At 63.5% G+C, this 20,939-nt stretch carries 18 protein-coding genes; 2 read left to right on the forward strand and 16 right to left on the reverse strand.

The window, feature by feature from the left end; genetic code table 11:
* Positions 1–39 precede the first annotated feature (39 nt).
* The 5 genes from OEJ36_RS24915 to msbA all read right to left on the reverse strand — a co-directional run bounded on the left by OEJ36_RS24915 (position 40) and on the right by msbA (position 7,117).
* On the reverse strand, positions 40–1,329 hold the full coding sequence (locus OEJ36_RS24915) for an acyl-CoA dehydrogenase family protein (protein ID WP_263403802.1): 1,290 nt from the start codon (positions 1,327–1,329) through the stop codon (positions 40–42).
* A 111-nt stretch (positions 1,330–1,440) separates the two neighbouring features.
* A complete protein-coding gene (hldE, locus tag OEJ36_RS24920) occupies positions 1,441–2,862 on the reverse strand; it encodes a bifunctional D-glycero-beta-D-manno-heptose-7-phosphate kinase/D-glycero-beta-D-manno-heptose 1-phosphate adenylyltransferase HldE (RefSeq protein ID WP_263403803.1) in 1,422 nt (473 codons plus the stop codon).
* Positions 2,863–2,935: 73 nt separating this feature from the next.
* Positions 2,936–4,354, reverse strand: a complete 1,419-nt coding sequence (locus OEJ36_RS24925) for a PIG-L deacetylase family protein (protein ID WP_263403804.1) — start codon at positions 4,352–4,354, stop codon at positions 2,936–2,938.
* Positions 4,355–4,358: 4 nt separating this feature from the next.
* Positions 4,359–5,255: an antimicrobial resistance protein Mig-14 gene (locus OEJ36_RS24930; protein WP_263403805.1), complete on the reverse strand. Its 897-nt coding sequence runs from the start codon at positions 5,253–5,255 to the stop codon at positions 4,359–4,361.
* Positions 5,256–5,302: 47 nt separating this feature from the next.
* Positions 5,303–7,117, reverse strand: coding sequence for a lipid A export permease/ATP-binding protein MsbA (gene msbA / locus OEJ36_RS24935; RefSeq protein ID WP_263403806.1), 1,815 nt, complete (start codon positions 7,115–7,117; stop codon positions 5,303–5,305).
* 103 nt (positions 7,118–7,220) lie between these two features.
* Between msbA and OEJ36_RS24940 the strand changes: the two genes are divergently transcribed.
* Positions 7,221–7,916 (forward strand): toluene tolerance protein, encoded by a 696-nt coding sequence (locus tag OEJ36_RS24940; protein ID WP_263403807.1) that lies wholly within the window; start codon positions 7,221–7,223, stop codon positions 7,914–7,916.
* The gene (locus tag OEJ36_RS24945; RefSeq protein ID WP_263403808.1) at positions 7,913–8,881 is read left to right on the forward strand and encodes a glycosyltransferase family 2 protein; all 969 of its coding nucleotides are present in this window, start codon (positions 7,913–7,915) and stop codon (positions 8,879–8,881) included. The genes OEJ36_RS24940 and OEJ36_RS24945 overlap by 4 nt, the downstream gene beginning before the upstream one ends.
* On the opposite strand, the gene OEJ36_RS24950 is transcribed toward OEJ36_RS24945, so the two are convergent.
* The 11 genes from OEJ36_RS24950 to waaF form a co-directional block, all read right to left on the reverse strand.
* A complete protein-coding gene (locus OEJ36_RS24950; RefSeq protein WP_263403835.1) occupies positions 8,846–10,030 on the reverse strand; it encodes an O-antigen ligase family protein in 1,185 nt (394 codons plus the stop codon). The two genes, OEJ36_RS24945 and OEJ36_RS24950, sit on opposite strands and share 36 nt — an antisense overlap.
* Positions 10,008–11,150 (reverse strand): glycosyltransferase, encoded by a 1,143-nt coding sequence (locus OEJ36_RS24955; protein WP_263403809.1) that lies wholly within the window; start codon positions 11,148–11,150, stop codon positions 10,008–10,010. Before OEJ36_RS24955 ends, OEJ36_RS24950 begins: the two co-directional genes overlap by 23 nt.
* A 12-nt stretch (positions 11,151–11,162) precedes the next feature.
* Positions 11,163–12,065, reverse strand: a complete 903-nt coding sequence (locus tag OEJ36_RS24960) for a glycosyltransferase family 2 protein (RefSeq protein ID WP_263403810.1) — start codon at positions 12,063–12,065, stop codon at positions 11,163–11,165.
* On the reverse strand, positions 12,055–13,812 hold the full coding sequence (locus OEJ36_RS24965; protein WP_043242298.1) for a carbamoyltransferase: 1,758 nt from the start codon (positions 13,810–13,812) through the stop codon (positions 12,055–12,057). The genes OEJ36_RS24960 and OEJ36_RS24965 overlap by 11 nt, the downstream gene beginning before the upstream one ends.
* Before the next feature lie 99 nt (positions 13,813–13,911).
* Positions 13,912–15,363, reverse strand: coding sequence for a lipopolysaccharide kinase InaA family protein (locus OEJ36_RS24970; protein ID WP_263403811.1), 1,452 nt, complete (start codon positions 15,361–15,363; stop codon positions 13,912–13,914).
* Positions 15,360–16,115: a lipopolysaccharide kinase InaA family protein gene (locus OEJ36_RS24975; RefSeq protein WP_263403812.1), complete on the reverse strand. Its 756-nt coding sequence runs from the start codon at positions 16,113–16,115 to the stop codon at positions 15,360–15,362. The genes OEJ36_RS24970 and OEJ36_RS24975 overlap by 4 nt, the downstream gene beginning before the upstream one ends.
* Positions 16,112–16,849: a lipopolysaccharide kinase InaA family protein gene (locus tag OEJ36_RS24980; RefSeq protein WP_263403813.1), complete on the reverse strand. Its 738-nt coding sequence runs from the start codon at positions 16,847–16,849 to the stop codon at positions 16,112–16,114. Before OEJ36_RS24980 ends, OEJ36_RS24975 begins: the two co-directional genes overlap by 4 nt.
* Positions 16,846–17,661, reverse strand: coding sequence for a lipopolysaccharide core heptose(I) kinase RfaP (rfaP, locus tag OEJ36_RS24985; protein WP_263403814.1), 816 nt, complete (start codon positions 17,659–17,661; stop codon positions 16,846–16,848). The genes OEJ36_RS24980 and rfaP overlap by 4 nt, the downstream gene beginning before the upstream one ends.
* Positions 17,658–18,779, reverse strand: a complete 1,122-nt coding sequence (locus OEJ36_RS24990) for a glycosyltransferase family 4 protein (RefSeq protein ID WP_263403815.1) — start codon at positions 18,777–18,779, stop codon at positions 17,658–17,660. Before OEJ36_RS24990 ends, rfaP begins: the two co-directional genes overlap by 4 nt.
* On the reverse strand, positions 18,779–19,840 hold the full coding sequence (waaC, locus tag OEJ36_RS24995; protein WP_031287820.1) for a lipopolysaccharide heptosyltransferase I: 1,062 nt from the start codon (positions 19,838–19,840) through the stop codon (positions 18,779–18,781). Before waaC ends, OEJ36_RS24990 begins: the two co-directional genes overlap by 1 nt.
* On the reverse strand, positions 19,837–20,874 hold the full coding sequence (waaF, locus tag OEJ36_RS25000; RefSeq protein ID WP_263403816.1) for a lipopolysaccharide heptosyltransferase II: 1,038 nt from the start codon (positions 20,872–20,874) through the stop codon (positions 19,837–19,839). The genes waaC and waaF overlap by 4 nt, the downstream gene beginning before the upstream one ends.
* Positions 20,875–20,939: the final 65 nt, after the last annotated feature.

Raw genomic sequence — 20,939 nt, forward strand, 5'->3', positions numbered from 1 at the left:
ACGCCGCAGATCCGACGCGCAGCCGATCAAAACCGGTTCTCACAGATGGAGGCCACCGGCCATGATCGCCACGGCACGCAGGTCTCGGTACCAGCGCTCGGCCGGGTGTTCCTTGGTGAAACCATGGCCACCGAGCAGCTGCACCGCATCGGTGCCGATCTTCATCGCCTTCTCGGCGCACAGCAGCCGCGCCAGGTAGGCCTCGCGCTGGAACGGCTCGCCGCGCTCGGCCCGGGCACAGGCACGCCAGACCATCATGCGCATGGCGTCGAGTTCGATGGCGATGTCCGAGACCATGAAGGCGACGCCCTGGCGGTGGCTGATGGGCTCGCCGAAGGCGACACGCTCGTTGCAGTAGGTAACCACGTAATCCAGCGCCGCCTGCCCGGTGCCCAGGGCCAGAGCGCACCAGCCCAGGGTGGTGAGGTCGAGGAAGCGTTGGTAGTCGAAATCGGCCGCGGCCAGACGGTTCTCCAGCGGCACCTTGACGCCCTTGAGCTGCACCCGTGCGGTGGAGCAGGCCTTCAGCCCCATGCCGGGCTCGGCCTGGCGTTCCAGCCCCTTGGCACCGCCCTCCACGAGGAACAGGGCCGGGCCGTCTTCGGCTTCCGCCGCGACGATCAGCTGGCTGGCGTTGAGCCCTTCGAGCACCAGGCTCTTCTCACCGGACAGCTGGTAGTGCTTGCCCTTGCGCCGCGCCTTGGTGGCCAGGCGATGGGGATCGGCCAGCAACCCCGGCTCGCTGACGGCGATGGCTACCAGCGGCGGGCGCTCCTCACCGACGAAGGCCGGCAGCCAGCGGGCCTGCTGTTCGGGCGAGGCGGAACGACGGATGCAGTTGGCGGCGGAAAGTGGCACCAGCAGAGAGGCGGCCAGGGACAGGTCGCCCTGCCCCAGGGCCTCGGCGATCAGCGCGTTGCTGATGACGGTGCGCTCACCGGCCATGCCGCCGTGCACCTCACCCACGCCATAGTGGGCAAGGCCCAGCTCCAGGGCCTGGTTGAGCAACTCGGCGGGGATGGCGCCACGGGCGTCGGCGTCATGGGCGGCCGGGCGCAGCACCTCCAGGGCGAAACCCTGGAGCATCTCGCGGATCATCTGCTGCTCGTCGGACAGGGACAGGTCGAACAGCGCATCCGGGTCGGCCGCACGCGGCTTCTTGGCAGCCTTGCCGGAACGCTCGGCGACCATCTGGAAGCCGGCACGGCTGCCGGTGTAGAGAAGTTTCTCGAAGGGTTTGCGTAGCTTGAACCGGTCCGGCCAATCGGCCTGGGCGACGCGGTTCAGCACGGACAGGGCGCGTCCCTGTGCATCGGTACTCATGGGCATCTCGCTCCACGCGGGGTGAGGATGCCTCGATGATGCGCGCCGCGAATGGGCACGCCTATGACCGACGGGACGCGGGCGAGTGGCACGACGGCCACCCACCCGGCGGGAGGATCAACGGCTGCGGATCTTCTCGACGATGGCGGTGGTGGAGCTGTTCTCCACCAGGCCGAGCACGCGCACTTCGCCGCCGTAGGCCTTGACGATGTCAGCGCCTACTACCTGCTCGATACCGTAGTCGCCACCCTTGACCAGGATGTCCGGCTTGACTTGGCCCAGCAGGCGCTCGGGGGTGTCTTCGCTGAAGCTCACCACCCAGTCGACGGCACCGAGGCCGGCGAGCACGGCCATGCGCCGGTCCACCGAGTTGATCGGCCGGCCGGGGCCCTTGAGGCGGCTGACCGAGGCGTCGTCGTTGACCGCCAGCACCAGGCGGTCGCCCTGGGCACGGGCCTGCTCGAGGTAGGTCACGTGGCCGGCATGGAGGATGTCGAAGCAGCCGTTGGTGAAGACGATCTTCTCGCCGTGGGCGCGGGCGTCCTCGATGGCCAGCAGCAGCTGGTCCAGGCTGAGCACACCGCGCTCGGAGCCCTGCTCGCGCTGCACCGCGCGGCGCAGCTCGGGTGCGCTGATGGCGGCGGTACCCAGCTTGCCGACCACGATGCCAGCGGCCAGGTTGGCCAGGGCGACGGCCTGGGGCAGGTCCTCGCCGGCAGCCAGGCTGGCGGCCAGGGTGGAAATCACGGTGTCGCCGGCGCCGGTGACGTCGAACACCTCGCGGGCACGGGCCGGCAGGTGCAGGGCGGGCTGGTCCGGGCGCAGCAGGGTCATGCCGTGTTCGCCACGGGTCACCAGAAGGGCGCCGAGGTCCAGGTCGCGCATCAGCTGCGCGCCCTTGGCGACGAGGTCGGCCTCGTCGGTGCAACGCCCGACTATGGTTTCGAACTCGTTGAGATTGGGGGTGATCAGGCTGGCACCGCGGTAGATGCCGAAATCCTTGCCCTTGGGGTCGGCCAGCACCGGGATGCCCTTGCGACGGGCGGCCTGGATCAGCGCCTGGTGGTTCTTCAGCGCGCCCTTGCCGTAGTCGGAAAGCACCAGCACCTTGACCCCGGAGAGCAGGCGCTCGACCTCGGCGGCCAGCGCTTCGGCATCGGTCTCGAAGGGCTCTTCGAAGTCCATGCGCAGCAGTTGCTGGTGGCGGCTCATGACCCGCAGCTTGACGATGGTCGGCTGCGAGGGGATGCGCTGGAAGCGCGCGTCGACGCCGGCAGCACCGAGGCTGGCAAGCAGGCTGGCAGCGGCCTCGTCCTCACCGGTCACGCCCACCAGGGCAGCCGGCGCGCCGAGGGCGGCGATGTTCAGCGCCACGTTGGCGGCACCGCCCGGGCGATCCTCGATCTGGTCGACACGTACCACGGGCACCGGCGCTTCAGGGGAGATACGCGAGGTGCCGCCATGCCAATAACGGTCGAGCATGACATCGCCCACCACCAGAACGGGGGCCAGATCGAAACGGGGCATGGTGAGCTTCATGAAGACTCCAGGAGCATGGAAAAACGGCGCGGATCATAACATAGCAGCTGACCCGCCCCGTCGCCGGAGGCCGTCAATCGGAAAGGCGTCTCACCCAGAAAAGCTCGTGGCGGCGTACTGCCTTGCGGAAGAAGTCGTCCTCGCCACTCTCCGGCCAGCGCCGTGCGGCGAGCAGCCACTGGATGGTCCGGCGCAGGCGCTTCTTGAACGACAGCGGCACCTGCAGGTCGTGCTGCATGGCCAGCGCCTGGGCCTTGTCCAGGCGTGCCTGTTCACAGAGCACGGGGCTCCACAGGGCATCCGCCGGCAGCGGATCGATGCAGGGTGGCAGGGCGATGCCGCCACCCGCCGGGCCCATGGGCCAGCGGTCGTTGTCCACCAGGTGGTTGGCGTAGAGCAGCTGCACGGAAGGGGTCCAGCCACTCTGCTCGATAGCCTGGTCGAGGGCGCGACTGGCCTGGATATGGTCCGGGTGTGGATCGAGCTGCGGATGCGGCACCACCACCACGTCGGGCTGCAGGCGTGCCAGCAGCGCCGCCAGGTCGCCCACCAGGTTGCGCCAGCTCGATGCGCCGTCGAGGTCGCCGGGCAGAGCCAGAGCATTGAAGCGGCGCACGCTGCGGATGTCCGTCTCACCCGACTCCAGCGAGGCGAAGGCACGCTCCGGCTCAGCCTCCATGGCCTCCAGGCGCAGGCAGTAGTAGCCGAGCTGCAGGCAGCGGGTGGCCGGCACGCCGCCCCAGAGCGGTACCGCCAGGCTGCTCCAGCTGCGCAGGCGGCCTTTCAGGCGGGCGGCAGCAGCGCTGTCCAAGCCCAGGCGGCGATACACCTGGGCCTCGATCTCGCCCTGGGTCAGGGTGACGATATGCACATCGCTGCAGCGGCTGTAGAGGCCGAAGGCCGCCAGCTCGGCATCGTCCGCATGGGGCGCGATGACCAGCACCTTCTGCTTGGCGTAGTCGGGGTTGCTGAAGGCATAGAGCGAAGCGCCGGGAGCCAGGCGGCAGAAGCGCCCGCGCAGACGCAGGGTCCCAGCGGCGAGCGCGGCCTGGGCCCCGGAAAGATTGAGGTAGCGGCGCCCATTCACCCCGCGCTCGAAATCCTGGCGATCGGTGCACTCGCCGCAGTCGATCAGTATGTGGGGGTCCAGCCAGCGGCCAAGCCAGCCGCTGCGGATATTGACCTCCAGCATCAGGGTATCGACGCCCACCGGCAGTTCTCCGGCTGCCGCCTCGACGCGCCCGTCCACCAGGCGCACCGGCAGCGGCTCGATGCCAGCCGGGAAACGGTAGTGATAGTCGTCGCGCGGGGAGTAGAACAGGTGGTCGGCGAACCAGGCTTCGTGGGCTATCCAGCCGAGCACGAGAAGCACCGGCGTGGTGCTCCAGGAACCGAACCAGTCCAGCGCCACCAACACCAGCAGGGCGCCGAACATGAACAAACGCTTATGGCGCCGATGACGGCGCAGGAGCAGCTGCTTGCGTGTTTCCATTCACTCACACCCGAAAGACGGGAACCTTGTTGCACCAACGATCCTTGTATTCCACATCCGCGCGCCCGAACGAATAACGCAGGGCCTTGCCTCTGGCCCGGGCATCCTCCCAGGCGGCCTGCGTATTGACGAAGCTGAGAACGCTACCCGGGCTGAAGTCCCGACTTTGTGGATCGACGCCACCGTTGATGTACTCGGCGCTGATCCATTCTGGAGATTCCACCCTGTACACCACCTGAACGGCGATGGGCGCTCCCTCCAGCATTATCAGGCTGCCGCTGAGGAACTCCCGGAGCAGCCCGAACACCTCCTCCAGATGCCCCTTGCCGGGCACAGCGAACCCCCAGCGGCGCTCGAACAGGTCGGTATAAATAGTGGCCAACTCGCCAACGCTGAGTTCCGCGACCGGGCGCAAGGTGCCGCCCGCCTCCTCCAGCAGGCGCAGTTCGCGGCGCTGGTTATAGCGGAATTTCTTGGAAAACTCTTCGGGAGCACGGCACAGCGCCAGCGACTCTCTCTGCAGGCGCAATCCTAGCAAGCTGCGGTGGTTGGGCTCACCCAGGTAACTGCTGCGGTGACGTAGGACGGCGCCGCTATCAGGGCGCGCCGGCAGGATGACCTCGGCGTTACCGAGGTCGAACAGGTGGCGCTTGCCGGCACGCTTGAGCACATCTCGCGACAACGCGAGATAACGGCCCCAGGTAGGGATCGCGGCCACCGGCTCGTCACCCTCGAACCAGCCGAGGTAACGCACGGGAATACCCGCCATCGCGGACAGGCGCTCCACCACATCCGGATGGGTCATCAGGCTGCCGCCGAAACGCAACCAGACGGCAGCGTAGTCGGCGGCACTCAAGGAACGCCAACCGCGCTCACGGCAGGCGCGTATCAGGTTCAGCACGGCTCGGTCCCTGGGAATGGACGCTTCATCTCAGACACATCAAGGATTCAGTCGCGCTCCGCCGTCTGGACCTTGTCCTCGGCGAACTGGTTGGCGTGCAACCGCGCGTAATAACCATCCAGGGCGATCAGCTCGGCATGGTTGCCACGCTCGACGATACGGCCCTGGTCCATGACCAGGATCAGGTCGGCCTTCTCGATGGTGGAGAGGCGGTGGGCAATGACCAGCGTCGTGCGGCCATCCATCACCCGGTCCAGCGCCTTCTGGATGTGGCGCTCGGATTCGTTGTCCAGCGCCGAGGTAGCTTCGTCCAGCACCAGCAGCGGTGCGTTCTTCAGCAACGCCCGGGCGATCGCCAGGCGCTGGCGCTGGCCGCCGGACAGCAGCACGCCGTTCTCGCCGACATCGGTATCCAGGCCGTGAGGCAGCTTCTCGATGAACTCGCTGGCATAGGCCGCCTCGGCCGCCTGCTCGATATCCGCGCGCGGCGCGCCGGCAAGGTCGCCATAGGCGATGTTGTTGGCCACCGAGTCGTTGAACAGGTTGACCTGCTGGGTGACCAGTGCGATGTGCCGGCGCAGGTTGCGCAGCCGGTAGTCCTGGACCTCGACACCGTCGAGAAGGATCTGACCTTCGCTGTGCTGGTAGAAACGCGGGATCAGGTTGGCCAGCGTGGACTTGCCGCTACCCGAGCGCCCCACCAGGGCGATCATCTGCCCTGGCTCGGCGGTGAAACTGATGCTGTCCAGAACGGCCTTCTCGGTACCGGGGTAGCGGAAGCTCAGGTCCCGCACCTCTAGCCGGCCGACGACCCGCTCGCGCTCGACGGAACCGGTATCCGTCTCCGGCACCTCATCCAGCTGTTCGAAGATGCTTTCGGCACCAGCCACCCCCTTCTGCACCGTGGAGCTGACTTCCGACAGCTGACGGATGGGTTTGGGCAGCATGCCGGCCACGGTGATGTAGGCCACCAGCTCACCGGCCGACGCATCACCACGCAGGAACAACACGAGGAACATCAGCACGGCCATGGCGCTGAAGATCACCAGTTGCAGCATCGGCGTGTAAATGGCGCCGGTCTTGGTCATGCGCAACTGCTTGTCGGTATTGCTCTGGCTGGCATCGAAGAAGCGCGCCTCCTCATAAGGCTCACCACCGAAGCTGCGCACCACGCGATAGCCCTGGATTGTTTCGGAAGCCACGTGGGTTACATCGCCCATGGCCACCTGGATCTTCTTGCTCTGCTTGCGGAACTTGCGGCTGGCTGTAGTCACCATTAAGGCGATCAGGGGCAGTATCGCCACCATCACCAGGGTCAGCTTCCAGTTCATCCACAGCAGGTAGGCGAACAGGCAGACCACCGTCATGCCCTCACGGATCACTACCTTGATCGCATCGGTCGCAGCCCCCGTCACCATGGTGACGTTGAAGGTGATGCGCGAGATCAGGTGCCCGGAGTTGTGGTTGTCGAAATAGCGATTTGGCAGTACCAGCAGGTTGTTGAACAGCGCAACACGCAGGTCATGCACCAGACCGAGGGAAACCTTGGCCAGGTAGTAGTTGCCGAGGAACGAACCGACCCCCTGCCAGGCGGCGATCAGCACGATCAACAGCGGCACCATCTGCAGCAGCTGAAGGTCGCGCAGCACCGGCACATTGGGGAATAGCACCACGCTCGGGTCGTTGAGGCCATCGACGAAATACTGGAGGATCGCCCCCAGCATCGGCTGGGTGGTGGCGAAGATCACGAAGCCGACGATGCTCAGCACGAACTGCCAGATATAAGGACGGACGTAGCTCAGCAGCCGCAGGTAGATCTTGAGGCTAGAAGGCTCACCAAGACTCAGCTTATTTTCGCTCATTCAAATTACCCAAGGCTCTGATAGCCCGGCAGTTTAACATAGCCATCTGACCACTTCGCGATATTCGGGTAGACTGCCCCGACCAGCAAGTAGAGCCATACCGATGATGACCCCTCTCTCAAACAAACAATTTCTTTCGCTTCGCCAGAACGCCCTATTGATTGAGGAAGATCACTGCGGAGAAAAAGTTCTAGAACTTTCAGACGGAAGCTTCCTGAAGCTATTTCGCCGAAAGCGCCTGGTCACGTCTGAGTTGTATCGGCCCTACGCAGAAAGATTCGCCGCGAATGCCAGCCAGCTAACCGAGCTGCATATACCGTGCCCTAAAATCATAGCGACATACAGAATCAAAAGTATCAAGCGAACAGCTGTGCACTACTGGCCGCTACCTGGCTCGACACTCCGCCAGGTGTTACAGAACTTGGAATGCAAAGAGATTGAAGACACCTGCCACGCCCTTGGCAGTTTCATTGCCGGACTTCATGACGCGGGCGTGTACTTCCGCTCTTTACACCTCGGAAATATCGTCGCGTGCGAAGATGATTCATTCGGACTGATAGATATAGCGGACATGAAGATATCCGCACACCCGCTGAGCGCAGGCATGCGGAAGCGTAATTTTCAGCACCTCTTCAGATACAGGAAGGATATCGCAGCACTGGCCTTAGGCAGCGCACACTTAGTCGATGGATACTGCCAAAACCTACCCCACAATGATAAGCAGCACTTTACGGAGCTATTGAACAAGCTGCTTCACGAGACGAACAAGACACACGTTCAGCAAGAGCAAAGCCAGTGAGCACACTCAGCGTAATCCTCCCCATCTACAACGCGGCCCCCTATTTAGACGAAACCGTTAACTCCCTGCTCCAGCAGAGCAGAAGCCCCGACCAAATAATCGCCATCAACGATGGTTCAAATGACCGCTCACTTGAAGTGCTTGAAAGACATGGACGGTCCGATAGCAGAATCCAGATCATATCCAAAGAGAATGGGGGCGTGTCGTCGGCAAGAAACCTGGGACTCGAAGCCTGTGAAGGTGACTACGTCGCGCTCATGGACGCTGATGATATATGCCATCCCGACCGTTTCCAGGCACAAATCAGAGCCATGGAAAATGAAAAAATTGATCTCTGCGGCAGCTGGATGACTACGTTCGGGCGAAACAAGAGAAAAGTTAAATACCCGACAGGAAACTCAGAGCTCAGAGACAACTACCTTTTCTTGGGGAGAACCATATCCAACCCTAGCGCAATGATACGAAAGAGCATCATTGGAAACTCACGATATGACGAAAGCCTGGTATTTGCGGAGGACTACGACTTTTTCCTGTCCCTGCTTCTCAGCAACCCACAGGCCCGCTTATGCAACATTCCCAAGGCGCTACTGAAGTACCGAACCCATGATCTGCAGGCATCTCAGATTCATATAAACAAAAATGAAAGCAGCCTGAAAGCCATCTTCCTCAAACAATTCAACCGCAACGCCATACCGGCAACCCAAGAGCAGATAGATGTTCATTATGAGATATGGAGAAACAAGAAAACCATTTCTCTGCAGGCGTTCAACGACTATTTACCGTTGATGCAAAAACTCGTCGATTTCCTTGAACTCGCACCGCACTCGAAAAAATACGCCACCCTAAGATGGATCTCGCTACTTAAACAACAGCCTCATCTGAAGCCAGAAAGCGAGGTGCTGGTTAGAGAAAGCTCCAATTACTCTCCGTCACTCTGGACTCGCCTTATCACTCACTGCCTGTGACCGCCACAGCATCAGCATCAGCCCTACGGGCACCCAGGTCAAAAACCATATCTCACGGGGTTTGTCCCAGACGTTGAAACCGTCCGACAATAGCGAAACCGTCGAGAAAACCCACACGCCCAAAATAACACGCCTTAAAAAAAGCTGACGGGCAAACCAAGCGTGACCAACAACCCCTCCCCAGACCATCCCCCAGAAGATCAGCCCAACCAATCCAACCTGGATAGCGACACTCAAATAAAAATTATGCGGATGATCAAAGGCTGCCGGAATGCTCTCCAGAAAGAGTGAGTAATGATCCCCCAGCCCCGTCCCTAACAGGAAACCGCTCTGCTTCCACATTTCAACCCCAGCAGAAAACAATTCTGGCCTGTATGACATCCCGCGCTGAGTAATTAACTCAGGGACAAAACCATACAGCGCCACGACTGCCACCACACAGATGACAGCCACGTACTTATAGAGCAGCCAGCGCCCCCATATGGGAGTCAACACCAAGGAAAACATTACCGCCACCCACACTCCCTTGCTTTGCGCAAAAAGGAGATAAATGAAGAGCATCGATAGCGCTGCCCCCCACAGAATGACTTGCCGAATACCGCGCGGCCGAAGGCCATAAAGCACCATGGTAAAGAAGCCGAAAACATGGGCAGCCAGTATCGAGTGACTCAGCTGGCCCACTCCGGACAGCCTTTCCTCCCAAGGCATGCCATTGACCAAGTAAAACCTGAACCAATAATAGCCCGCAAATAACGACGCAATAATTGATGAATACCAAAGCAGGTTGAACAAGACATGCTGCGGGAGCGACCCAATCAAGAACATCCCCCAAAGAGTAAGCATGATAAAGAAGAGGTACTTCCCCTCCTGGAGTCCTTGCCCGTCAGAAGCCCAGAGACTGGTTACCAGCGACCACACCAAGAACACTGTCACTGCGTGGATCAACGTGCACTTGGCAAGGCTCCTCAATGCCTCCCTCTCGCTCCAAAGCAGGAACAAGCCTGGAAGCCAGAGCAACACTATCAAAGCCTGATGATAACTTTTGCTGGTTGGAAGAAATATCCCAACAAGGAGGCACGCAACACCCGGCAGCATGAGTGCCGCCCTGTTCCGTGATTTGAAAAGCTCACGCACCGTGAACACCAACATCGAACTCACTCAACACATCCCTGTATTGCTGACGAAACTTGTTTATGTCGTGCTCAAGGCACAGATAATCGTATGCAGCAGCGCCTTCTCCACGCCGATCCACAGCGTCGAGAGCAAGGAGTGCCCCAAGCTGCCTTGCTAGGCCCTCGACATCCCTGGAAGCGAACATCCTTCCACCGCACTCCTCCAGAATGGGTTTCAAGCTGCTTATATCCGACCCAATGACGGGCAATCGACCGCTCATGGCCTCCAATAACGCCAGAGGCAGGCCTTCGCTGAGCGACGGCATGACGAAAGCATCAAAGGCTCGCACATATTGCAGGGCATCATCTTTGGCCCCCACGAGCAACGCACGCCCCTGTAACTCAAGTTCCTCAATGGCGGCCTCGAGCTCCAGACGAGCCCGCCCCTCACCGATTATCACCAGTAACGCCTGGGGATTTTCATTTTTAATCTTTGCAAACGCATGCAACAGATAAATATGCCCCTTCACTGGCACCAATCGACCAATCGCACCAAATACAAAGACGTCACTCGGCAAACCAAGCATTTCCCGAGCCTTCACGCTCGAATGCTGAAGGCTTTCGGCACGAGCTATATCTATAGCGTTGTTGATCTGCCGCGTATTCGACTTAGTGAACCCGGCCCCGGAGCCGATCAAATAGTCGCACACCGCACGAGATACGCCGATCAGGCGCCAGGCGGGCGTAACAAGTTGGCGTGCGACCCAGCATCGAAAGGGCCGATCATACTCGCCAAAGCCATGAGCAACGCCGATACAAACTCGAATCCGCAGCCAAAGGTTGAGCAGCATCATCATATTTACCGGCTTGAAACGATGTGCAATCACCACATCATATCGCTCGGCGCGGCAGTGCTTATATAACGCCCACAGGGCGCGCAATCGCAGCCCACTGGTTGCCGATTTGCTATAGCCGAAATATACGGAGCGCTCCGCTTTACTTGATAACTGCCCCGGGCCAGGCCGACCACGCAGGAACGCGGTAGTGACCTCGTAGCGCTCGGGGGGAAGAGCTTGAATGATCTGCTCAGCCAAATCGGATTCATTGACGTTGTAATAATTCTGCAGTTGCAGAACCTTGGTGCGACGTTGGCTCATACTGAACTCTTCTTAATATCTCAACCACAAGCGCAGCGCCTTGCGGGTATAAGAGAACTTGAATATCACCCGCCAATCCGTACGCAAAGCATGCTTGTAGTAAAGTCTTGCGCCGTCATGATCATCGGCCAAGAGACAAGTCCGAAACAACGACAGGCAGCGCTGCGCCTTGTAGCGATGACGCAACCCTTGTCCCGCAGCGGGCAGGCTGCCGAATACCTCATCCACCAGTCTCAGATCCACCTTCCGCGCCGCCTCGGCGTTGTGTCGCAGGCTGCCAGGGTGCTTGTGGATGCGCGCGAGGGGGAAGTCCAGGCATCGCACCGGGCCTTGGGCCAGGGCGTAGGCGAACACGGGGATATCTTCGCTGTGTCGCAGGTGTTCCGGATAGGGGCGCTGGAGCAAGAGGTCGCGCCTGAATACACAGGCGCCGTGGCTGATGGCGATGGTCTTGTCCAACAGGTAGGCTGACAGGCGTCGATGCAGGTCGCCGGGCACCTCGGAGGCAGGGTGCTCGCGCTCGCGGCCATCGGGCTGGACCGCTACGTGCCCAGCCAGCCATAGACCGGTATCGGAGTGTCCACGCAACTGCTCGCAAAGCTCGGGCAGCACGCCCGGAGCCAACTCGTCGTCGGCATCCAGCAGCAGTACGAAACGGCCACTCGCAAGGCGCACGCCATGATTACGCGCAGCGGAGGGGCCGGCGTTTTCCTGACGAACCCCTTGGAAGCGATCGCCATAGCGAGTCGCCAGTGCTTCGAATACAGCCGGGGTGTCGTCGCTGGAGCCGTCGTCGACGACCCAGAGTTCCACATCAGCGTCGGCCTGCGATAGCACCGACTCGACCGCTCGCGGCAGCACCCTGGCGTAGTTGTACGCCGGAATGATGACGCTGAGCAGCGGACTAGCCGACATTGTCATACCAATCCACGCCATCCTTGACGACCAGCACGTCCTCCATGATCAGGTACTGCAGGTCAGAGCCGTAGAACATGTTCAGCGCGTCGGTGGGCGAGCAGATCATCGGTTCGCCGCGACGGTTGAGGGAGGTGTTCAGGGAGACGCCGTTGCCGGTGAGGTTCTCCAGTTCCTTCATCAGGTCGTACCAGCGCGGGTTGTGGCGGCGCTCCAGCACCTGGGCGCGGGAAGTGCCGTCCTCGTGCACCACCTCGGAGACGCGCTCCTTCCACTCGTCATTGACCTCGAAGGTGAAGGTCATGAACGGGCTCGGGTGGTCGACCTTGAGCATCTGCGGTGCAACGGTGTCGAGCATCGACGGGCAGAAGGGCCTCCAGCGCTCGCGGAACTTGATCTGTTCGTTGATGCGGTCGGCGACGCCGGGGATGCTCGGGCAGCCGATGATGGAGCGACCGCCCAGAGCGCGCGGGCCGAACTCCATGCGGCCCTGGAACCAGGCCACCGGGTTGCCGGCGACCATGATACTGGCGATGCGCTGCGGGGTGTTTTCGATGCGTTTGAACACCGGCTTGTTCGGGTGCTTGGCGCAGGCGGCGATGACGTCCTCGTTGGAGAAGGCCGGGCCGAGGTAGACGTGCTCCATCTTCTCCACCGGCACGCCGCGCTTGTGCGAGATGTAGGCGGCGGCGCCAACAGCGGTGCCGGCGTCACCGGAGGCGGGCTGCACGAACAGCTCCTTCACGTCCGGGCGGGCGATGATCTTCTGGTTCAGCTTGACGTTCAGCGCGCAGCCGCCGGCGAAGGCGATCTTGCCGGTCTCGCGGAGGATGTCGCCGAGGTAGTACTCCATCATCTCCAGCGCCAGCTTCTCGAACAGGGCCTGCATGCTGGCGGCGTAGTGGATGTAGGGGTCGTCGGCGATGTCGCCCTGGCGTTTCGGACCGAGCCACTCGATCAGCTTGGGCGAGAAGTAGTAGCCCTTGCCGTTTTCCTTGTAGCGACGGAAGCCGATGACGTTGGCGTATTCGGTGTTGATCACCAGCTCGCCATTCTCGAACTTGGCCAGGCGGGAGAAATCGTACTTGGCGGCGTCACCGTAGGGCGCCATGCCCATGACCTTGAACTCGCCGTCGAGCATCTCGAAGCCGAGGTATTCGGTGATCGCGCCATAGAGGCCGCCCAGGGAATCCGGGTCGAAGAATTCCTTGATCTTGTGGATCTTGCCGTTCTCGCCCCAGCCGAAGAAGGTGGTGGCGTACTCGCCCTTGCCGTCGATCCCGAGGATCGCGGTCTTCTCCTTGAAGCCGGAGCAGTGGTAGGCGCTGGAGGCGTGGGCCAGGTGGTGCTCCACCGGCTCGATCTTCACTTTCTTGGCGTCGAAGCCCAGTTGCTCCAGGCACCAGACGATCTTGTTGCGATAGCGCTTGTAGCGGCGGTTGCCCATGAGGATCGCGTCGAGGGCGCGGTCCGGTGCGTACCAGTAGCGCTTGGCGTACTGCCAGCGGGCCTTGCCGAACAGGCTGATGGGGGCGAAGGGAATGGCCACCACATCGACGTCGGAAGGCTTGATGCCGGCCTGCTCCAGGCAGAACTTGGCCGATTCGTAGGGCATGCGGTTCTTCGCGTGCTTGTCGCGCACGAAGCGCTCTTCTTCGGCGGCCGCGATCAGCTTGCCGTCGATGTAGAGCGCGGCGGAGGGGTCATGGCTGAGGGCGCCAGAAAGGCCGAGAATCGTCAGTGCCACAGTGTTAAGCCTCTTGAAAGCAGCTGGCAGCCTGAAACGGGAAGCCCGAGGCGCCAGCGGTCATATGGTTCACGGCCCAGAGGGCTGTTTCTTCCAGCTTCAAGCACTCGGCTTGAAACTGTCTTTCGGTAAACGTCGGTCCAGCAACTGGTGCAACGCCGAGTCGGCGGGCCAGTTGCGCAGGAAGCGGGCACGATCGCGGGCGTAGGCCCGGGCGAAACTGCGCTCGCTTCGGTGTTGCTGCACGGCATCCAGATCGATGAGGCACCAGGCGCCGCTCTGCCAGAACAGGTTGTGTCCCTTGAGATCGCCATGGCTGATGCGCTCACGGATCAGGGCGGCGAACAAGCGGTCCAGCGCCTGCAGATCGGCTTCGGCCGGCAAGCCATTGCCTTGCGGATCGGCCTGGGCTTCCTGAAAACGGGCGATTATATCGCGCCCGGGCAGATATTCGGTAATCAGGTAGGCGCGGCTGCGCAGCCAGCACCAGCGGCGCTCGATCATGGCCAGGGGCTGCGGTGTGGCGATGCCGAGGAAGGCCAGGCGATTGCCCTCCTTCCAGCTGTGCCAGGCACGACTGGGGCGCCAGAAGCGCTTCAGCCAGTGCAGCGGGCCCTTGATGTTGTAGCGCTTGAGCAGCAATTGCCGCCCACCGGCCTCCACCTGCGCCACCGTGGCGGTGCCACCGCCTTTGAGCAGACGACCGGCGGCGAGGGCCGCATCCGGATCGGCCAGCAGGGGCGACAAGGCATCCAGGGCGTCACGACGGGCGGCGCGGATGCCGAAGGCCGAGCCGATCACGCTGAACAAGCTGCAATCACGGCCGATCTTGGCGAGGAAATCGCGCAGGCGCCAGCGGCGTACCCGGGCGATCTCCTTCTGCAGCATCTCCAGCGGCAACGCGTGTTCACCGTTGGCCAGCAGGTAGTGCACCAGCAGCTCTTCGAGGAAGGGGTCGAGGTCCGCCGGCAACTGGGCGAAGAACACCCCGAGATTGGCCAGCACCTTGTCCCGTGCCAGGCTCTGCCCGGGGGATTCGCCGCGTACGCCGCCGCCGTCGATCAGTTGCAGCGCGCCCTGATGACGAAGGATGTTGTCCAGGTGCAGGTCTTCCTGGACCAACCCCTTGCCATGCAATTGGCCGATCAGGGCCAGGGCCTCACCCAGGACCGCCTGCTGCCCATCGGAGAGCGGCGCTTCGGCTTCCACCGCACGCCACTCGTCCCACAGGCTGCGGGAATCTTTCAGGTAATCGAAGAGCAACCAGCCGCCCTGCCCCGCGGCAAAGCCTTCGGCCAGCAACGCCGGCGTCGGCAGGCCCTGCTGGGCGAGCAGCTTTGCACCGGCCAGCTCGCGCTGGTAATGACGCTCGGCCTTGGCGCCCACCATCAGCTTGGCCAGCACCTCGCGACCCTGCCAGCGGGCGAGACCGACGTAACGCTGCCCGGGTAGCACGCGGAACAGGCAGACCAGTTCCAGGCCATCCGCAGCGTCCACCGCCAGCGGCAGGTTCGGTGCGCGCCCGGCACCGGCGAGTTCGGCCAGTTTCAAGCGCGACGCTCCTTGTTACGGCGACGCGCGCCGAGGCGGTGAACCCAGGTATCGACATCGCTGCTGGAATGTTCGGCGCCCAGGTAGGCGACCAGCAGTTCGCGGATCTCGCTTTCGCCCCAGGCATTGGCGCGACGCACCAGCGGCTCCAGATCCTTGACTCGGTCACGACGCCCCAGCAACAGCGAGCGGGTTTTCTCCAGGTCGATCAGGCAACTCTCGTAATGGCCGCCGCTTTCGCGCAGGAAGACGTGCTTGGGATAAAAGCAGCCATGTACCTGACCGGCCGCATGCAGCCGGTGGGCAAGCGTGCCGACGGCGAGGATGATCGCCGCGCGCTGCTCCTCGCCCAGGCTCGGCCAGCGCTCCAGCAGCTCAGCCAGCTCGGTCCAGCCATCGAGGGCGCGGGTCAGGAGGATGGCACGGCGCTCGCCGTGCACCTCCCGCTCGGCGAAGAAGGCGGCACGCAGGGCAGGGACCTCCAGCAGTTGGTAACGCTGGATGTTGCGGAATTCGCGGGCGAAGGTGGGCTCGCCGAACGGGTGCGCCAAGCTGCGACTGAGGTAGTTGCTCTGCCGCTTGAGGTAATAGGCCGCATCACCCAGGTCGAGGCGGAACACGCTGCTCCAGCCGCCACGGCCGGTATTGGGCGCATCCACCGCCTCGAGCTGCAGGTTCCACAGCGCCTCGAAGTTGTCGAGGCCATGACGGGCCAGGATGTCGCGGTCACTGGCGGCGATGAAGTCGCTCATTCGCGTCCCTCGAAGAAACCGATGATCTGCCTGATACGCCGCTTGTCGCTGACGTTCAGGCGCTGGCGCCCGCGGTACTGCAGGTAGAAGCGCAGGCGCTGGGTGCGGCTCAACTGGTACTTGGCCACCTTGTCCAGGCAGGCCAGGTCCTTGGTGATGCGGCGTTGCAGGAAGGGGCCGAACCAGAGGGCGCCGGTGGGGCAATCGATGAGGAACAGCTCGCCCTCGTCGTTGACCAGCAGGTTGCGCCACTTCAGGTCGTTATGGGCGAAGTGGTGGTCATGCATGGCTCGGGTGGCGCGGGCCAGCTGGCGGCTGACGCCATCCACCCAGGCTGCGTCGTCCAGGCGCGGGTCGTCACGCAGGGCCAGCGCCGCCATATCGGCGGTGCGCTCCAGCTCGCGAGTGATCAGCGCGCCACGGTGGAAAAGCCCGAAGCGCCGCTCCAGGCCCCAGCCCACCACCGGCGCAGTGGGAATGCCCCACTTGCTGAAGTTCTTGAGGTTCTGCCATTCGGCCTTGACCCGCGGCCGGCCGATCCAGCGACGCAGGCCCTTGCCCGCCCCCCAGTAGCGTTTGACGTAGTAACGGATGCCCGCATGCTCGACCCGCAGCACTTCGGAGAGCGGGTCACCGGTGATCCAGTCGCCCTTGAGGGCGAACACCGCATCGAGGTCGGCGAACAGGCCGGCGACGCCTTCGTCGAGCCCGGGCGCCAGTTTCCAATCGCTCAATCCGCTGCTCCTTCCACGTACTTGCGCTGGTAGCGCACCAGCAGGCGCGCGGCCTTCTGTTCCATCCAGGCCAGCAGGCCGATTTCCTCGCGCAGTACCTGGCGCAGCGGTTGCTGGAAATAGACCTGGAGGAAGCGCAGCTTGTCGTGGCGGGTCAGGCCGATGTTCAGCGCCGAGAAATACAGGGCCGCCAGGTCCTTGTCGCGCCAGCGGCGCGGCGTGCTCGCGCGCACCTGGGCGCGGTGCAGGTCGATGACCGAGAGGCGGAAGTCCCCGGGAGTGACCGGTTTGTCGGTGTGCAGGAGGAAGTGGCAGATGTAGCAATCACGATGATTGACGCCCGCGCGGTGCATCTCGCGCACCATGCGCGCCACCTCGTCGATCAGCGCGCGCTTGAGCTTCAGCGGCGGCGGGTTCTGCTGCCAGTCGAGGCTGAAGTCTTCCAGGCTGATGGTCGGCGCCAGCTCTTCGGTGACGATGAAGGAGTGTTGCTGCGCGGGGTTGCTCCCGCGCTCGCCGAAGGCCACTGCGGTCATGGTCGGCACCCCCACCTGCTGCAGGCGCTGGATGGCGGCCCACTCCAGGCCGGCGCCGAGCACCGGCAGCTTGGCGGTGATCAGGTTCTTGAAGATCTCGCCCCAGCCGATGCCACGGTGGATCTTGACGAAGTAGCCGCGGCCGTCGACCTCGGTGCGCAGGGTGCGCCGGGCCTCCAGCTCGCGGAAGACCTCGCCCTGCAGCTTCTCTACCTCGGCGAAGGCGTCGCGCCCGGCCCACAGGTCCTTGAAGGGTTGTGCGAGCACCAGCTTCATGGGCGCGCCTGCAGGATCACGTCGGCCGCGCGCTGCGGCATGCTGTAGAGGTCCGCCGCATCGGCGAAGGCCAGGCCGTTGCGGGCCCATTCGTTGCGGGCGTTATCGTTGTCGAGCATTTCGGCCAGCATGCGGTTCAGCTGCTCCTGTTCGAAGGGGCTCGGCACCACGCGACCTGCCCTGGCCTCGTCGATGTAGTGGGCGTAGCCGCAGACGTCGGTCACCAGCACCGGCAGCCCGGCGACCAGCGCCTCCAGCAGCACGGTCCCGGTGTTTTCGTTGTAGGCGGGGTGGATCAGCAGGTCGGCGCCCAGCAGGAAGCGCGGGATGTCGCTGCGACCCTTGAGGATTTCGACCTGATCGGAAATACCCAGCGTCTTCATCTGCAGGATGAAAGGCTTGGGGTCGTCCTGGCCGATGACGATCAGCCGCGTGCGTTTCTTCAGCGCCTTGGGCAGCGCGGCCAGCGCACGCAGGCTGCGGTCCAGGCCCTTGGTCTTGAAGCCGGAGCCGATCTGCACCAGCAGCAGCTCGTCGTCCGCCAGCTTGAACTCGCGGCGGAACTCGGCACGGATCTCGGCGGCGTTGGCAGGTGCGCGACGGTCGGCGGCGATGCCCGGTGGCAGCAGGTGGAAGCGCTCGGCCGGCGTGGCGTAGTGCTTCACGAACAGCGGCTGCTGGACCTCGGAAATCATCAGCACCTCGGTTTTCGACTCGGGGGCGAACACGGCCCGCTCGTAGTCGGCGAAGTGCTTGTAGCGGCCCCACTTGCGGTACAGGCCATTGCGCAGGGTCTGCGCCTTGTCCTCGAAGCAGGGGTCGGCGGCGTAGTACACATCCAGGCCAGGCATCTTGTTGAAGCCGATCACCCGGTCCACCGGGCGCTTGGCCAGGTCGGCCTCGACCCAAGCGGTGAATTTCTCGTTGCGCTTGTGGTTGAACAGCGCCTTGACCGGCGCGATCAGCACCTCGAAACCGTCCGGGATATCGCCTTCCCAGATCATGGTGTAGACGCGGATGGCGTGCCCACGGCGCTGGCAATCCTGGGCGATGCGCATGAAGTCGCGCTGCAGGCCGCCGAACGGGAAGTACTTGTAGAGCACGAATGCCAGTTGCATCAGTGAGTGTCCTCGGTCAGCAGCAGGGCCTCCAGCTGGGTGGCCACGCGCTGCGGGTTCAGCCGGGTGAAGCACAGGGGCTGCTCGCGTTTCAGGTCGAAGCGGCGCTTGTCTTCCTCGGTCGGCTGGTAGGTGCAGGTCTTCTTCAGGCAGGGCGCACAAGGGAAGTCGCTGCCCAGGTGCACCTGCGAACGGCCGTAGGCACCGGTGAAGCCGGGGTTGGTCGGCCCATAGAGCGACAGGGTCGGGACGTCCAGCGCCGCCGCCAGGTGGCCCAGGCCGGTGTCGACCGCCACGCAGGCACGGGCGCCCGCCAACACCTTGGCCATGCCGGCCAGGGATAATTTGGGGAGCACCGCGGCGTTTTCCAAGCCCTCGGCGATGCGTTCGGCCCGCGCCTTCTCGTTCGGGTTGCCCCAGGGCAGGCGCAGGTTCCAGCCGTGCTCGCAGACCCGCTCGGCCAGGTCACGCCAGTAGGCTTCCGGCCAGTGCTTGGTGTCCCAGGTGGTGCCGTGCAGGAACAGCAGGTAAGGCGCGCTACCCGGTGCATCGGCCAGCTGCGAACGGCTGAGCCCGTAGTCGCCGGTGGTGGTCGGCAGCGGATAGTCCAGCGCCTTGGCGAACAACTGGCGTACACGCTCGACGGCGTGTTGCCCCCAGGCCACGGAGTGGGCCTGGTCGTAGAAGCGCGCGGCGATGGGCTCGCGGGCGGACTCGCGGTCCAGCCCGGCCACCGGTGCCTTGGCGTAACGGGTCAGCCAGGCACTCTTGAACAACCCCTGGGCGTCGATGATCAGGTCGTAACGGGTCTCGCGCAGGCGCGCCTTGAAGCGCTTCCACTCGCCGCTGCGGATGGTCTGCATCAGGTTCTTGCGCCAGCGGCGGATGGCCACCGGGATGACCTGCGCCACCGCCGGGTGCCAGGCGGGAATCTCGGCGAAACCCTCCTCCACCACCCAGTCGAACTGGATGCCGGGGATGGCCCGGGCGGCATCGGTGAGCGCCGGCAGCGTGTGGATCACATCACCCAGGGACGAGGTCTTGACCAGCAAAACCCTCATTCAGCGACCTCGGCCGGATCGGCCACCAGGCGCCCCAGGGCATCCATCACCGGGCGCGGCTTGAGCTGGCGCAGGCAGTTGTAGTGGCCGAAGCGGCAGGTGCGGTCGAAGCAGGGGCTGCATTCCAGGCCCAGGCGCACCACCTCCACCTGTTCCGCCAGGGGCGGGGTGAACAGCGGCGAGGTGGAGCCGTAGACGGCCACCAGCGGGCGGTTCAGCGCAGCGGCCACGTGCATCAGGCCGGAGTCGTTGGAGACCACGGCGCCGGAGCAGGACATCAGGTCGATGGCCTCGGCCAGGCTGGTCTGCCCGGCGAGGTTGATCACCTCTTCGCGCAGGCCCGGGATCAGGCGCATGCGGATGTCTTCGCCACCGGGGTGGTCGTTCTTCGAGCCGAACAGCCAGACCTGCCAGCCGTCGCGGACCTTCAGCTCGGCGACCTTGGCGTAGTGCTCGGCCGGCCAGCGCTTGGCCTCGCCGAATTCGGCGCCGGGGCACAGGGCGAGGATGGGGCGGTCGAGGCTGAGGCCGAACTTGGCCAGGGCCGCGTCGCGGCTCGCCGGCTCGATGTTCAGGGTCGGGCGCGGATAGGGCTGCGGCAGCTCGGCGCCGGGCTCGTAGGCCAGGGCCATGAAGCGCTCGATCATCAGCGGGTAGCGGGACTTGTCCAGCTTGCGGATGTCGTTGAGTAGGCCGTAGCGCATCTCGCCCTTCCAGCCCGTGCGCTGGGGGATGCCCGCGAAGAAGGGCACCAGCGCGGACTTCAGCGAGTTGGGCAGGAGGATCGCCTGGTCATAGCGACCGGCGAGGGATTTGCCGATGCGGCGGCGCGTGGCCAGTTCCAGCACGCCGTGGCCGAGCGGAAAGCTCAGGGCCTGGCGCACCTCGGGCATGCGCTCGAGAATGGGCCGGCTCCACTCGGGTGCCAGGACGTCGATCTGGCAGTCGCCATGGCGGGCCTTCAGGCACTGGAAGAGTGTCTGCGCCATCACCATGTCGCCCACCCAGGAGGGGCCAACGATCAGAATATTCATAAAGGCAGCTTCGGGGCCTCAAGCGACAAGCCGCAAGCTTCAAGCAGTACCCACTGCTTGCGGCT

The sequence above is a fragment of the Pseudomonas sp. PDM13 genome, assembly GCF_025685765.1.
In the GTDB taxonomy this organism is placed as follows: Bacteria; Pseudomonadota; Gammaproteobacteria; order Pseudomonadales; family Pseudomonadaceae; genus Metapseudomonas; species Metapseudomonas solani.